This window comes from Streptomyces sp. NPDC001668, from assembly GCF_042893155.1.
Classification (GTDB): Bacteria; Actinomycetota; Actinomycetes; order Streptomycetales; family Streptomycetaceae; genus Streptomyces.
The window spans coordinates 388,019-402,667 of record NZ_JBIAUQ010000003.1 but is presented as its reverse complement, the minus strand read 5'-3'; the positions used below and the strand labels follow the sequence as shown (position 1 = coordinate 402,667).

The window sequence follows — 14,649 nt, the reverse complement described above, 5'->3', positions numbered from 1 at the left end:
GATCACCGAGCGGGTCCAGATGAAGATGCCCGCGATGTGCAGTGCGGCCAGGTAGACGGTGGCGGTCTTGTCGTATCGAGTGGCGAGGCCACGCCACTGCTTGAGTTTGTTGCTGCACCGCTCGACGGTGTTGCGCTGCCGGTAGGCGGTCCTGTCGAAGGCTGGCGGCCTGCCGCCGAATCGGCCGCGGTGTTTGCGCTTGGCGATCTGGTCGGCAGGCTGAGGGATGACCGCCTTGATGCCCCGACGGCGCAAGTGGGTGCGAATGGCGCGGGAGGAATACCCCTTGTCGGCCAGGACCGCCTCCGGGGTGACCCTTGGTCGTCCAATCGGTCGGGGCACTCGTAAGCGTGCCATGACCTGGCTGAACGCGGGTGAACGCGGGCGCGTCGCCCGCCTGGCCCGGTGTGATGTGGAAGGCCGGGGGACGGCAACGGCCGTCAGAGGCCAGGTGGATCTTGGTGGTCAGTCCGCCGCGTGAGCGTCCGAGGGCATGGTCGTTCGGCTCGCCGGCCGGGGCCCCTTTTGACGGGCCCCGGCGGCGTGCTGATGGGCGCGGACGATGGTGGAGTCGACCGCGACGACCCAGTCGAGATCGCCTTCGGCGTCGGCCTGGGTCAGCAGGGCGGTGAAGACCTTCTCCCAGGTGCCGTCGGCCGTCCACTTCCTCAGGCGGTTGTGGATGCCCTTCCACGAGCCGAACTTCTCGGGCAGGTCCATCCACGGCGAGCCGGTGCGGTACTTCCACGCGATCGCATCGATCACCTGCCGGTGATCCCGCCAACGCCCGCCCCGCTTCGGCGCTCGATCAGGCAGCAGCGGTTCGATCCGCGCCCCCACAGCACCTTCGTCAAGCTGCGGCTCGTCCCGAGTGGGCCGGTGTGGCTGAATGGGCTGTCAGCTTCGTACTCGTCGGCCTGAGTCTTATCTGGGCCGCAAGCGATTACGCCGCCGCCGTGGGCCGGGGCCGAGCCCAAGACCTGGTATCCCAGCTGTCCACGTCCACCACAGCCGTGCTGCGCAGCGAGCGGAGTCTCGGAGTCGACGTACCTGGCGTGCGCGAACTGCGTTGCGACAGCACCAAGTCCGCTTACCCATACCGATATGAAGGGCTGAACCTGGTCATTCAGTCCTCCAACCAGTACGTGCTATTGCCGCAGAGCTGGACGCGAGACGCAGGCGTGGCGCTGGTCATTCCGCGCACCGACGCGGTACGCCTTGAGTTCGTGCCGTACGCGGCACGCAGCACGCTAAATCGCTCCGCCTGCTGATCCCTACTCGGCGCTGGGCGCTTCGGCCTGTGCTCTATCGCAGGTCTATCGCGATCAGCGCGCAGCAACGACAAAGAGCGGGACCCAGTGAGACTGGTTCCCGCCCTTTGTGCGTGGCATCTGCGCTGGTCAACCGCATCACGATGCTGGTTGAGGCGAAGTGCCCCCGGCAGGATTCGAACCTGCGCACACGGCTCCGGAGGCCGTTGCTCTATCCCCTGAGCTACGGGGGCGTGTCGGGGTGGAGTTGGTGGCTCCTGGCGACGGGTAGAACACTACCAGCTCGCTCGGGGTGATCAGGAACGGGTTTCGCGGCCGTGGGGTGGAAGTGGGGAAAACCCGGACGCGGTGGCCGGTCCGCACCTACTCTCGAGTTGTGCCAGGCGCGTCGGGTCGGGTGCTTGTTGTGGACGACAACAAGGTCATCCGGCAGTTGATCAGGGTCAATCTCGAGCTGGAGGGTCTCGAGGTCGTGACCGCGGCCGATGGTGTCGAGTGTCTGGATGTCGTTCATCAGGTGCGGCCCGATGTCGTGACCCTCGACGTGGTCATGCCCCGGCTGGACGGGCTGCGGACCGCCGCACAGCTGCGTTCCGACCCCCGGACCGCCCACCTCCCCCTCGCCATCGTCAGTGCCTGTACGCAGCACGAGGTCGACAGCGGTCTCGATGCCGGCGTCGACGCCTTCCTCGCCAAGCCCTTCGAACCCGCCGAACTCGTGCGACTCGTACGGCAGTTGATGGAGCAGAGCGGGAGGCAGAGCGGGGAGCGGAGCCATGCGGGACATGCCGGGCATCCGGGGGAGGGGGGCGGCCCTCTGGGGGCGGGGGTGTCCTCGGGGGCGGCGAAGCCGAGCGGGCCGGTCGAGCCGGCGGCTGAGCCACCGCTCCCCACGAACACCGGGCTGGGCTCGCATCTCTCCGCGAACACCGGGTCGGCCTGACGCTCCCCGACGACAGCGGGTGGGGCTCGCACAGTCCCCCGCCGCTCCGCTCACCAGCCGTCCCACATGCCGGACCGCTCCCAAACCCGCTCGTCGTCCCACATGCCGGACCGCTCCCAAACCCGCTCGCCTACCCACCCCCCTCCTCCCATACGCTTGTCCCGTGACCCCCGTCGAGCTCTCCCGTACCGTGCTGCGCGCGGTGCGTCGTGCTGTCGAGGACGGGGAGCTGGACGTGGTCGTGCCGGGGCGGGCCGATGTCGCGCCCCCGGGGCCCGGCGGTTGCGGGGACTACGCCAGCAACGTCGCCCTCCAGCTCGCCCGGCCCGCCGGGCAGCCGCCGTCGCGGGTCGCCGAGATCCTCCGCCGTCGCCTCGCGCAGAGCGACGGCATCCGCGAGGTCGTGGTCACCGGACCCGGGTTCCTCAACATCAGCCTGCGGGGGAGCGGAGACGCCCTCGTGCGGGAGATCCTGCGGCGCGGTCAGAGCTACGGTCATGCCGACCGGCCCACCGGGCAGCTCGTGCAGCTGCACGCACCCCACGAGGTCCGCGCCGTCGTCGTGATGGACGCCGTCGCCCGCGTCCTCCGTTCCCAGGGTGCCCTGGTCCGCACCAGCTGCGTCGCCCGCCCGGAGCCGGCCTGGACGGACATCCTGGGCGCCGAAGTCGACGCGTACGGCACCCCCGAGGCGCCCGCGCCCGCAGCTCTCGCGGTCAACGTCCGACCCGCACCGGCGCCCCCCGCCGACCCCACCCTCCTCGGCCGGGACGCCGCCCGCTGGGCGCTCCTGCACCCCGCGCCCCACGACCGGCCCCGCATCACCGCCGATCACCTGGTCCAGCGGGAGAGCAACCCTCTCTTCCGGATCCGTTACGCCCACGCCCGCACCCGGGCCCTCACCCGCAACGCCGCCGACCTGGGCTTCCACGCCGAGCCGGGGGACATCAACGGGGACATCAACCGACACGGCACCTCCCCCCTGCGCACCGCCCTCGCCGACCACCCCCGCATCCTCCAGGCCGCCGCCGCGCACCACGCTCCCGACCGTCTGGCCCGGCATCTCGTCACCGTCGCCGATGCCGTTCTGCCCCTGCTCGCGGCCGTGCTTCCGCGTGGGGCGGAGAAACCCTCGGCCGCCCACCGTGCCCGGCTCGCGCTCGCCGAAGCCGCCGGGGCGGTGCTTGCCGGTGGCCTGTCCCTGCTCGGCATCGACGCACCCGAACACCTCTGAGACAGCGAACAGAGAGCCAGTCAAGAAGATGAGCCGTTCCGCACACCCCGCCGGGCCCCGTCACGCCGACGTCCTTCCCGAGGGGCACTACTCCGCCCCGCCCGCCGACCTCAACACCCTCGACCCCAAGGTCTGGGCCCAGACGGTCACCCGCAACGAGGACGGCGTCCTCACCGTGGGCGGTATCACCGCCACGCAACTCGCCGAACAGCACGGCACCCCCGCCTACATCCTCGACGAAGCCGACTTCCGGGAACGGGCGCGCGCGTGGCGCAGTGCCTTCGGGGCCGACGCCGACGTGTTCTACGCCGGCAAGGCGTTCCTCTCCCGGGCCGTCGTGCGGTGGCTGCACGAGGAGGGGCTCAACCTCGACGTCTGCTCCGGCGGCGAGCTGGCCACCGCGCTCTCCGCCGGCATGCCCGCCGACCGCATCGCCTTCCACGGCAACAACAAGTCCACGGACGAGATCAGGAGGGCGGTCGAGAACGGCGTCGGGCGTATCGTCCTCGACTCCTTCCAGGAGATCGTCCGCGTCGCCCACATCGCGCAGGAACTGGGCAAGCGGCAGCGGGTCCAGATCCGTATCACCGTCGGTGTGGAGGCACACACGCACGAGTTCATCGCCACCGCCCACGAGGACCAGAAGTTCGGCATTCCGCTGGCCGGCGGACAGGCCGCCGAGGCCGTGCGGCGGGCGCTGAAGCTCGACGGGCTCGAACTCATCGGGATCCACTCCCACATCGGGTCGCAGATCTTCGACATGTCGGGCTTCGAGGTCGCGGCACACCGGGTGGTCGGGCTGCTCAAGGACGTCCGTGACGAGCACGGTGTCGAGCTTCCCGAGATCGACCTCGGCGGCGGCCTCGGGATCGCGTACACCAGCGACGACGACCCGCGCGAGCCGCACGAGATCGCCAAGGCGCTCACCGAGATCGTGACGCGGGAGTGCGAGGCCGCCAGGCTGCGGACCCCCCGTATCTCCGTCGAGCCCGGGCGCGCCATCGTCGGCCCGACCGCGTTCACGCTCTACGAGGTCGGCACCGTCAAGCCCCTCGACGGGCTGCGCACCTATGTCTCCGTCGACGGCGGGATGTCGGACAACATCCGCACCGCGCTGTACGACGCCGAGTACACCGTCGCCCTCGTGTCCAGGACCAGCGACGCCGAGCCCATGCTCGCGCGGGTCGTCGGCAAGCACTGCGAGAGCGGGGACATCGTGGTCAAGGACGCGTTCCTGCCGGCCGACCTGGCACCGGGTGACCTCATCGCCGTACCGGCGACGGGCGCCTACTGCCGGTCCATGGCGAGCAACTACAACCACGTGCTGCGCCCGCCGGTCGTCGCCGTCGGCGACGGAGAGTCCCGCGTCATCGTCCGCCGCGAGACCGAGGAGGACCTGCTGCGGCTCGACGTCGGCTGAAAACACCAGGGGTGGAAGATCTTCGGTCTTGCACCCCCGTACAAATGAAATAGATGTCTCATCATCCGGACGAGGGGCAGAAACTCCCGTCCGGTGAGTGAGACTGGTTGCACCGTAGACGGTATGAGGAAACGAGGTCGGATGATGCGTACGCGTCCGCTGAAGGTGGCGCTGCTGGGCTGTGGAGTGGTCGGCTCAGAGGTGGCGCGCATCATGACGACGCACGCTGACGACCTCGCCGCCCGCATCGGGGCCCCCGTGGAGCTCGCGGGGGTCGCGGTACGCCGTCCCTCCAAGGTCCGCGAGGGCATCCCGCAGGAGCTCGTCACCACCGACGCTACCGCCCTCGTCAAACGCGGGGACATCGACGTGGTCGTGGAGGTCATCGGGGGGATCGAGCCCGCCCGTTCCCTCATCACCACCGCCTTCGAGCACGGGGCGTCCGTCGTCTCCGCGAACAAGGCGCTGCTCGCCCAGGACGGGGCCGCACTGCACGCGGCGGCCCTGAAGGCCGACAAGGACCTCTACTACGAGGCCGCCGTCGCCGGTGCCATCCCGCTGATCCGTCCGCTGCGCGAGTCCCTCGCCGGTGACAAGGTCAACCGGGTGCTGGGGATCGTCAACGGCACGACCAACTTCATCCTCGACAAGATGGACAGCACGGGGGCGGGCTATCAGGAGGCCCTCGACGAGGCCACCGCCCTGGGGTACGCGGAGGCCGACCCGACCGCCGACGTCGAGGGGTTCGACGCCGCCGCCAAGGCCGCCATCCTCGCCGGGATCGCCTTCCACACGCGGGTGCGCCTCGACGACGTCTACCGCGAGGGCATGACCGAGGTGACGGCCGCCGACTTCGCCTCCGCGAAGAACATGGGCTGCACCATCAAGCTGCTCGCCATCTGCGAGCGCGCCGAGGACGGCCGGTCCGTCACCGCGCGCGTGCACCCCGCGATGATCCCGCTCAGCCACCCGCTGGCCTCCGTGCGCGGCGCCTACAACGCCGTGTTCGTCGAGTCCGACGCCTCGGGCCAGCTGATGTTCTACGGCCCGGGCGCGGGCGGCGCCCCCACCGCCTCCGCCGTCCTCGGCGACCTCGTCGCCGTCTGCCGCAACCGGCTGAACGGCACGACCGGGCCCGGTGAGTCCGCGTACGCCGCCCTCACCGTCTCGGGCATGGGCGAGGTCGTCACGCGGTATCACATCAGCCTGGACGTGGCGGACAAACCGGGTGTTCTCGCCCAGGTGGCCACCGTGTTCGCCGAGCACGGGGTGTCCATCGATACCGTTCGGCAGCAGGGGAAGGACGGCGAGGCGTCTCTCGTCGTCGTCACGCACCGCGCGTCCGACGCCGCCCTGGGCGGGACCGTCGAGGCGCTGCGCAAGCTCGACACCGTGCGGGGTGTCGCCAGCATCATGCGGGTTGAAGGAGAGTAACGAGCAATGACCCACCAGTGGCGCGGAATCATCGAGGAGTACCGGGACCGGCTGCCCGTCTCCGACACCACGCCGGTCGTGACGCTCCGCGAGGGCGGCACGCCCCTCGTGCCCGCGCAGGTGCTCTCCGAGCGCACCGGGTGCGAGGTCCACCTCAAGGTGGAGGGCGCCAACCCCACCGGGTCCTTCAAGGACCGGGGCATGACCATGGCCATCACGCGGGCCAAGGAGGAGGGCGCGAAGGCGGTCATCTGCGCCTCCACCGGCAACACCTCGGCGAGCGCGGCCGCCTACGCCGTACGCGCGGGCATGGTGTCCGCCGTGCTCGTCCCGCAGGGCAAGATCGCGCTCGGCAAGATGGGCCAGGCGCTCATCCACGGCGCGAAGATCCTCCAGGTCGACGGGAACTTCGACGACTGCCTCACGCTGGCCCGCGCGCTGAGCGACAACTACCCGGTGGCGCTGGTCAATTCGGTCAACCCGGTACGCATCGAGGGCCAGAAGACCGCCGCCTTCGAGATCGTCGACATGCTCGGCGACGCGCCCGACATCCACGTCCTCCCGGTCGGCAACGCCGGCAACATCACGGCGTACTGGAAGGGCTACAAGGAGTACGCCGCCGACGGCATCGCCGCCAAGACGCCCCGGATGTGGGGCTTCCAGGCCTCCGGCAGCGCCCCGATCGTGCGCGGCGAGGTCGTCAAGGACCCCTCGACCATCGCCACCGCCATCCGTATCGGCAACCCCGCCTCCTGGCAGTACGCCCTCGCGGCGAAGGAGGAGTCCGGCGGGTTCATCGACGAGGTGACGGACCGTGAGATCCTGCGCGCCTACCGGCTGTTGGCCGCCCAGGAGGGTGTCTTCGTGGAGCCCGCCTCCGCCGCCTCCGTGGCCGGTCTGCTGAAGGCCGCCGAGCAGGGCAAGGTCGACCCCGGCCAGCGCATCGTCTGCACCGTGACCGGTAACGGTCTGAAGGACCCCGACTGGGCCGTCGCGGGCGCCCCGCAGCCGGTCACCGTTCCGGTCGACGCGGCGACGGCGGCCGAGCGCCTCGGACTCGCCTGAGACAGGGATTCCCCGAGAGGGGTGCACAGGGGGCTTACGACACGCATCGTGCGCCTCCTGTGCGCCCTATGTCGCCACAGAACCTTCCTTCGATAGGCTGTACCGAACCCGCCCGCTGCATATGCCCTCGCGTACAGCGGGGTGCCGCGTCGTCTCCGCGGCCGGCAGGGTCTTCGTACGTCATCGGATGTCATCGAATGTCATTCGACAATCACGCAGCTCAAGGAGAGTCATCGAGAGATGGCCGGTCCCGCCTTCCGCGCCGCCGCCGTCCGGGTGCGCGTCCCCGCCACCAGCGCCAACCTCGGCCCGGGCTTCGACGCCCTGGGCCTCTCGCTGGGGCTCTACGACGACGTCGTCGTCCGCGTGGCCGACTCCGGGCTGCACATCGACATCGCGGGGGAGGGGAGCGAAACGCTCCCGCGTGACGAAAACCACCTGCTCGTACGCTCCCTGCGCACCGCCTTCGACCTGCTGGGCGGCCAGCCGCGCGGCCTGGAGATCGTCTGCGCCAACCGCATCCCGCACGGCCGGGGCCTCGGCTCCTCCTCGGCCGCCATCTGCGCCGGGATCGTCGCCGCGCGTGCCGTGACCATAGGCGGCGAGGCCCGCCTCGACGACACCGCGCTCCTGGAGCTCGCCACCGAGATCGAGGGCCACCCCGACAATGTGGCGGCCTGTCTGCTCGGCGGTTTCACGCTCTCCTGGATGGAGGCCGGCGCCGCCCGGGCGATCAGGATGGAGCCCGCCCGTTCCATCGTTCCGGTGGTCTTCGTGCCCGGGAAGCCGGTCCTGACCGAGACCGCGCGCGGACTGCTCCCGCGCACCGTGCCGCACGTCGACGCCGCCGCCAACGCCGGCCGTGCCGCGCTGCTCGTCGAGGCCCTCACCAGGCGCCCCGAGCTGCTGCTGCCGGCCACCGAGGACCGTCTCCACCAGGAGTACCGCGCTCCCGCCATGCCGGAGAGCGCCGCACTGGTGGAGCGGCTGCGGGCCGACGGAGTCCCGGCAGTCATCTCAGGCGCGGGGCCCACCGTGCTCGCGCTGGCCGACACGGACAGCGCCGACAAGGTGGCCCATCTGGCGGGCGAGGGCTGGGCCGCCAACCGGCTGGAACTCGACGCCCAGGGGGCCTGTGTGCTCCCGCTCGCGGCCGCCAGTGACATGTGAGATCCGGCGTGTGCCGGATTTCGAGAGGGGGAATGTTTGTTGGATCCGGTAGTGTTAATCTCAAGTCTGCACCCGACCCCACCATGGCGAGGTGCTTCACGTCCCCGTCCGGGACAGACATTCTTCCGGGAGCCTCCCAAGCCGCACTGCGTTCCGTACGACGTACATGGGCAGTACCTCGTACGCGAGCACTGAGCGACTTGCCGGGCACGCTCCGGAACCGGTGTGACCAAGCCACGTGACACGGACACTCAGTGCCACGGCCACGGCTCTCGGAAGCGCCGTCACCACATTCCTCCGCCGTTCAGGCGGACCACCGCCCCGGCACGGTCCACAAGGATGGGACCGCCGTCGGACAGCACAAACGGTCGCCGAGCCAGACAGGCCGACGTCCGCTCCAGGGAAGGACCCTTCGTGAGCGACACCACCGATCTGATGGGCGCACGTGTCGAGGAGACCGCTGCCGCGCCCTCCACGGACGCCTCCGCGCCTGCCACCGGTGCCGGCTCCCGGCGGCGCCGCGGTACCGGCCTCGACGGCATGGTGCTGGCCGAGCTGCAGCAGGTCGCATCAGGCCTCGGTATCAAGGGCACCGCGCGGATGCGCAAGAGCCAGCTGATCGAGGTCATCAAGGAGGCGCAGGCCGGGGGAGGCGCCGCGGCTCCCAAGGCCGCGTCCTCGGCCGCCGGCGACGCCGCCGAGACCAAGCCGAAGCGCCGCGCCACCTCCAAGGCCCGTACGGGCGACACCGCCGAGAAGAAGGCGGAGGCCAACAGCGAGGCCCCCGCCGAGAAGGCCGTGGCCCAGCAGCAGATCGAGATCCCCGGCCAGCCGGCCGCCGAGCGCGGAGCCGACGAGGCTCCCGCCGAGCGCCGTCGCCGCCGCGCCACCGCCGAGGCCGGCGCCCCGGCGGGCGGCACCGAGACGATCGTGGCCGAGGCCAAGAGCGAGCCCAGGGCCGAGACGCCCGCGCAGACGCAGCAGCAGCCGCAGGGCGACGCCGGTGACGGCGAGGGCCGTGGCCGCCGCGACCGCCGTGACCGCGGCCGTGACCGTGGTGAGCGGGGCGACCGCGGGGACCGCGGCGAGCGGCGCAAGAGCGACGACCAGCAGGGCCAGGGCGGCCAGCGCCAGCAGCAGAGCCAGCAGGGCGGCGGCCGTCAGGACCGTCAGCAGCGCGACAACGGCCCGCAGGACGACGACGACTTCGAGGGCGGCCGCCGCGGTCGCCGGGGCCGTTACCGGGACCGCCGGGGCCGTCGTGGCCGTGACGAGATCGGTGGCGCGGGCGAGCCGCAGATCAACGAGGACGACGTCCTGATCCCGGTCGCGGGCATCCTGGACATCCTCGACAACTACGCCTTCATCCGGACGTCGGGCTACCTGCCCGGACCGAACGACGTGTACGTCTCCCTCGCCCAGGTCCGCAAGAACGGCCTGCGCAAGGGCGACCACGTCACCGGTGCGGTCCGTCAGCCCAAGGACGGCGAGCGCCGCGAGAAGTTCAACGCGCTGGTGCGCCTGGACTCCGTCAACGGCATGGCGCCCGAACACGGCCGTGGCCGCCCGGAGTTCAACAAGCTCACCCCGCTGTACCCGCAGGACCGCCTCCGCCTGGAGACGGACCCCGGCATCCTCACCACCCGCATCATCGACCTCGTCGCGCCGATCGGTAAGGGCCAGCGCGGTCTGATCGTGGCCCCGCCGAAGACCGGCAAGACCATGATCATGCAGGCGATCGCCAACGCGATCACGCACAACAACCCCGAGTGCCACCTGATGGTCGTGCTGGTCGACGAGCGTCCGGAAGAGGTCACCGACATGCAGCGGTCGGTCAAGGGCGAGGTCATCTCCTCGACCTTCGACCGCCCCGCCGAGGACCACACCACGGTCGCCGAACTCGCCATCGAGCGCGCCAAGCGTCTGGTGGAGCTGGGCCACGACGTGGTCGTACTCCTCGACTCGATCACGCGTCTGGGCCGTGCGTACAACCTCGCCGCGCCCGCCTCCGGCCGCATCCTGTCCGGTGGTGTCGACTCGACCGCCCTGTACCCGCCGAAGCGCTTCTTCGGTGCGGCCCGCAACATCGAGGACGGCGGCTCGCTGACCATCCTCGCCACCGCCCTGGTGGACACCGGGTCCCGCATGGACGAGGTGATCTTCGAGGAGTTCAAGGGCACCGGCAACGCCGAGCTCAAGCTCGACCGCAAGCTCGCCGACAAGCGGATCTTCCCGGCGGTGGACGTCGACGCGTCCGGCACCCGTAAGGAAGAGATCCTGCTCGCCCCCGACGAGCTGGCCATCGTCTGGAAGCTGCGCCGGGTGCTGCACGCCCTCGACCAGCAGCAGGCGGTGGAGCTGCTCCTCGACAAGATGAAGCAGACGAAGTCGAACGCCGAGTTCCTCATGCAGATCCAGAAGACGACGCCGACGCCGGGCAACGGCGACTGACGTCAAGCGTTCACGAAGAGGGCCGCCCCCTGAGGACCAGGGGGCGGCCCTCTTTGGTTTACGATCACGCTTTCGGTCGAATTTTCGATCTCTGAGCTATGGAATCCCTAGGGGGGACTTGCATGGGCATATCCATGTCCGGAGGCGCCGGGCGTCTCAGACGCCGTGTCCGGATCGCTCTGCCCGTCGCCGTGGCCGCGGCACTGCTGGCCACGTCGGCGAACGCCGCCACCGTCGTGCCGGGACCGCAGGCACCGGCCGCGTCCACCGCCGCGTCCACGCCGTCGCAGGCCGAGCTGAAGCAGCGGATCGCCGAGGCGGTCGCGGCCGAGGACACCTCCCGCACGGTGACCCGGACGCCGACGGGCGGTGGCACGGTCGACTCCACCATCTCGCCCATGGTCATCGGCGGAACGACGACCACCATCAGCTCCGCCCCGTGGATGGCCCAGCTCTGGTACGTCGACACCAAGGGCACCACGGACACCCAGGACGACACCGGGTTCTTCTGCGGCGGAGCCGTCATCGCCCCGACGAAGATCCTCACCGCGGCGCACTGCGTGAAGGGCGCCAACTGGGCCAAGGGCGGCCTCGTGGTGACCGGGGCGACCCAGCTGCTCTCCGAGGACGGTGACCTGCACGGCGGCACCGCCACGACCGTGCTGCGGCAGTGGTACCACCCCTTGTACAACGAGGACACCATCGACAACGACATCGCGGTGCTGACCCTGGCGAAGCCCGTCAAGGCCACCCCGATCCGCATGACGACGTCGACCGACACCGCCTCGTACGACCCCTCGACGACCGGCGCCAAGAGTGCCAAGGTCTACGGCTGGGGCCGTACCAGCTCCACCAGCGACGCCATCTCCCAGACGCTGAAGACGGCCACGCTGCCCGTCAAGTCGGACGCGACCTGCGCCGCGGCCTACGGCTCCTGGTTCATCAAGGGGCACATGGTCTGCGCCGGCCCGCCCGCCAGCGGCCGGGACTCCGGTACGACCGCGATCTGCAGCGGTGACTCCGGCGGCCCGCTCGTCGTGAACGGCCGGATCGTCGGCGTCGTCTCCTGGAACGTCACGGACTGCGTCGCCAAGGGCGCCTACAGCGTCTTCACCAAGGTCAGCAGGTACGTCGGCGCCGCCTACCCGCGCGTCGACGACAGCAACCTGAACCTCGACCACAAGGCCGACCTGTGGGTCCGCAAGTCCTCCGACAAGGTGGGCTACGCGCTGGACTCCAAGGGCACGACCTTCGGCACCCGGCGGTCCTGGGGTGATGCGAACGGGCTGAACCTCGTCCGGCAGACCGACCTCGACCGGGACGGCTACCAGGACCTCATCTACCGCGTCTCCGCCACCGGTGACGTCTATTGGCTGCGCGGTCTGTCCACCCCAGGCACCTGGGCCGCCCCGAAGAAGGTCTTCACCGACTGGCGGACCCGTACCCGGATCCTCACCCCCGGCGACGTCACCGGCGACTACAAGCCCGACCTGCTCTCCGTCGACTCCGCGGGCGTCCTGTGGATCTACCCGGGCAAGGGCGACGGCAGTTTCGCGGCCCGGGTCAGGGTCGGCGGCGGCTGGAGCCAGTACAACCAGCTGCTCGGCCACGGCGACCTCACCGGCGACGGCAGGGCGGACGTGCTCGCCCGCAACAAGAGCACCGGCGACCTCTACCTGTACAAGGGCACCGGCAAGTCCGGCACCGGCGTCTTCGCGGCCCGGGTCAAGGTGCGCACGAACTGGAGCGGCTACAACGCCTTCGCCGCCGTCGGCGACATCACCGGCGACGGCAGGGCCGACCTGCTGGCCCGCACCGCGGGCGGCACGCTCTACCTGTACAAGGGCACCAGCAAGGCGACCAGCGAGATCTTTGACACAAGGGTCGGTGTGGGTACCGGTTTCCAGCAGTACGACATTTTTGGCTGAAACCGCTGGTGAGCAAGGCTCGCTCTGAGGTTTCCGTGACGTCCTGTGACCACCGCTTCACGTGGTGGTCACAGCGCGTTGTGCAACCCTTTCTCGAGTTTCGCCGTCTGACCAGGCGGAGCGACGATGGTGCGGTACGGGTCTTTTTGTGACCACGTCTGACCCTGAAAACAGGGGGTAACCGACCGGACGAGATTCGAGGAGCACATGTCAGCCGAGAGCACGCCGATACCCGGGAGTCCGGGTGGCAAGGGACGCCGCCGAAAGCCCCGCGGCAAGGGACGCAAGGGCCTGCTGATCACGGCCTGGGTCGCCGCGGGGATCGTCGTGGTGGGCGGCACCGGCGCCGGCTACGTGTACTTCAAGCTCAACGGCAACATCAAGAGCGTCGACATCGACCAGGTCCTCGGCAGCGAGCGCCCCGAGAAGGTCGACAACGGCTCCGAGAACATCCTCGTCCTGGGTTCGGACACCCGCTCCGGCTCCAACAAGGAGCTCGGCGGCGGCACCGACGACGGCAGCGCCCGCTCCGACACCGCGATGATCATCCATGTGTACAAGGGCCACAAGAAGGCCACCGTGGTCTCCGTCCCGCGTGACACCCTGATCGACCGCCCGGAGTGCACCGACACCGACGGCAAGGAGCACGACGCCGCCTCCGACGTCATGTTCAACTCCGCGTACACGACCGGCGGCGCGGCCTGCGCCGTCAAGACCGTCGAGTCCATGAGCGGGATCCGCATGGACCACTACCTGGAGGTCGACTTCAGCGGCTTCGAGAAGCTGGTCGACGAACTCGGCGGGGTCACGGTCACCACGACCAAGGCCATCAAGGACACCGACAGCCACCTGGACCTCAAGGCCGGCACGCACGAGCTCACCGGCGCCCAGGCCCTCGGTCTCGTCCGTACCCGGCACGGCGTGGGCGACGGCTCCGACCTCGGCCGTATCCAGCTCCAGCAGGCCTTCATCAAGGCACTGGTCAAGCAGGTCAAGAGCGTCGGCGTGCTGACCAGCCCGAAGAAGCTGTACGACCTCGCCGACACCGCCACCAAGGCCGTCACCACCGACTCCGACCTCGGCTCGGTCAACTCCCTGGTCTCCTTCGCGAGCGGCCTCAAGGGCATCAGCCCGTCGGACATGACGATGGTCACCCTGCCGGTCCGGTACGACCCGGCGAACCCGAACCGCGTGCTCGTGCAGAAGGCCAAGGCCAAGCAGATCTGGACGGCCCTGGAGAACGACCGGCCGGTCCCGAGGGCGGCCACGGAAGGCACCGCCACGGGCCAGGCCAAGGGCGTCGTGACCTCCTGAGGCTCCTGAGGAATAGATCGCGGTCCCCCCTCGTTTTGGGGGATGCGGCCAGTCCTGGCAGACTGGTACGTCGGCCCCGGTTCACGCTCCCGCAGCCCGCGGTGGCGACCCGGTGCCCTCCCGAAACTAGGAGACACCTTGAAGCGCGACATCCACCCCGAGTACGTCGAGACGCAGGTCAGCTGCACCTGTGGCGCGTCGTTCACCACCCGTAGCACGATCCAGAGCGGCACCATCCGTGCCGAGGTCTGCTCCGAGTGCCACCCGTTCTACACGGGCAAGCAGAAGATCCTCGACACCGGTGGCCGTGTGGCCCGCTTCGAGGCCCGCTTCGGCAAGGCTGCTGCCAAGAAGTAGCGAGCCACCAGCGCCGGTCCACGCCGCACTCCTCGGAGTGCGCCGGGACCGGCGTTTTTGGT

11 protein-coding genes, 1 tRNA gene and 1 pseudogene are annotated in these 14,649 nt (G+C 69.9%); 11 read left to right on the top strand and 2 right to left on the bottom strand.

What is annotated here, in order from left to right; all coding sequences use genetic code 11:
• Positions 1-9: 9 nt before the first annotated feature.
• Positions 10-840 (bottom strand): annotated as a pseudogene (locus ACFYZ8_RS11470) (IS5 family transposase); the annotation flags it as partial.
• Positions 841-881: 41 nt separating this feature from the next.
• On the opposite strand from ACFYZ8_RS11470, the gene ACFYZ8_RS11465 reads away from it, so the two are divergent.
• Positions 882-1,271, top strand: a complete 390-nt coding sequence (locus tag ACFYZ8_RS11465) for a hypothetical protein (RefSeq protein ID WP_388534495.1) — start codon at positions 882-884, stop codon at positions 1,269-1,271.
• A gap of 161 nt (positions 1,272-1,432) precedes the next feature.
• Here ACFYZ8_RS11465 and ACFYZ8_RS11460 read toward each other — a convergent pair.
• A tRNA-Arg gene (locus ACFYZ8_RS11460) sits at positions 1,433-1,504 on the bottom strand.
• Positions 1,505-1,677: 173 nt separating this feature from the next.
• Between ACFYZ8_RS11460 and ACFYZ8_RS11455 the strand changes: the two genes are divergently transcribed.
• The 10 genes from ACFYZ8_RS11455 (at position 1,678) to rpmE (ending at position 14,587) form a co-directional block, all read left to right on the top strand.
• A complete protein-coding gene (locus ACFYZ8_RS11455) occupies positions 1,678-2,214 on the top strand; it encodes a response regulator (RefSeq protein ID WP_388534493.1) in 537 nt (178 codons plus the stop codon).
• A 163-nt stretch (positions 2,215-2,377) separates the two neighbouring features.
• Entirely contained in the window at positions 2,378-3,448 is a 1,071-nt protein-coding gene (nrtL, locus tag ACFYZ8_RS11450) for an ArgS-related anticodon-binding protein NrtL (protein WP_388534490.1), read from the top strand.
• Positions 3,449-3,476: 28 nt separating this feature from the next.
• Positions 3,477-4,868 (top strand): diaminopimelate decarboxylase, encoded by a 1,392-nt coding sequence (gene lysA, locus ACFYZ8_RS11445; RefSeq protein WP_359033615.1) that lies wholly within the window; start codon positions 3,477-3,479, stop codon positions 4,866-4,868.
• Positions 4,869-5,009: 141 nt separating this feature from the next.
• On the top strand, positions 5,010-6,302 hold the full coding sequence (locus ACFYZ8_RS11440; RefSeq protein WP_359033612.1) for a homoserine dehydrogenase: 1,293 nt from the start codon (positions 5,010-5,012) through the stop codon (positions 6,300-6,302).
• 6 nt (positions 6,303-6,308) lie between these two features.
• Positions 6,309-7,367 carry a threonine synthase gene (gene thrC / locus ACFYZ8_RS11435; RefSeq protein WP_359033610.1) on the top strand — a complete coding sequence of 353 codons (1,059 nt, stop codon included), beginning with the start codon at positions 6,309-6,311 and terminating at the stop codon, positions 7,365-7,367.
• 240 nt (positions 7,368-7,607) lie between these two features.
• Positions 7,608-8,537, top strand: a complete 930-nt coding sequence (gene thrB, locus ACFYZ8_RS11430; RefSeq protein WP_359033608.1) for a homoserine kinase — start codon at positions 7,608-7,610, stop codon at positions 8,535-8,537.
• Positions 8,538-8,951: 414 nt separating this feature from the next.
• Positions 8,952-10,988: a transcription termination factor Rho gene (rho, locus tag ACFYZ8_RS11425; RefSeq protein WP_388534486.1), complete on the top strand. Its 2,037-nt coding sequence runs from the start codon at positions 8,952-8,954 to the stop codon at positions 10,986-10,988.
• Between the two features lie 134 nt (positions 10,989-11,122).
• Positions 11,123-12,916, top strand: a complete 1,794-nt coding sequence (locus ACFYZ8_RS11420; protein WP_388535064.1) for a trypsin-like serine protease — start codon at positions 11,123-11,125, stop codon at positions 12,914-12,916.
• A 207-nt stretch (positions 12,917-13,123) separates the two neighbouring features.
• Complete coding sequence (locus ACFYZ8_RS11415; protein WP_388534483.1) at positions 13,124-14,230, top strand: LCP family protein; 1,107 nt, start codon at positions 13,124-13,126, stop codon at positions 14,228-14,230.
• Between the two features lie 138 nt (positions 14,231-14,368).
• Positions 14,369-14,587 carry a 50S ribosomal protein L31 gene (gene rpmE, locus ACFYZ8_RS11410; RefSeq protein WP_037721438.1) on the top strand — a complete coding sequence of 73 codons (219 nt, stop codon included), beginning with the start codon at positions 14,369-14,371 and terminating at the stop codon, positions 14,585-14,587.
• The last annotated feature ends 62 nt before the right edge of the window (positions 14,588-14,649 follow it).

Coding starts and splice junctions, on each gene's coding strand:
- lysA (WP_359033615.1), top strand. CDS start 3,477: ATGAGCCGTTCCGCACACCCCGCCGGGCCCCGTCACGCCGACGTCCTT.
- ACFYZ8_RS11440 (WP_359033612.1), top strand. CDS start 5,010: ATGATGCGTACGCGTCCGCTGAAGGTGGCGCTGCTGGGCTGTGGAGTG.
- thrC (WP_359033610.1), top strand. CDS start 6,309: ATGACCCACCAGTGGCGCGGAATCATCGAGGAGTACCGGGACCGGCTG.
- thrB (WP_359033608.1), top strand. CDS start 7,608: ATGGCCGGTCCCGCCTTCCGCGCCGCCGCCGTCCGGGTGCGCGTCCCC.
- ACFYZ8_RS11420 (WP_388535064.1), top strand. CDS start 11,123: ATGTCCGGAGGCGCCGGGCGTCTCAGACGCCGTGTCCGGATCGCTCTG.
- ACFYZ8_RS11415 (WP_388534483.1), top strand. CDS start 13,124: ATGTCAGCCGAGAGCACGCCGATACCCGGGAGTCCGGGTGGCAAGGGA.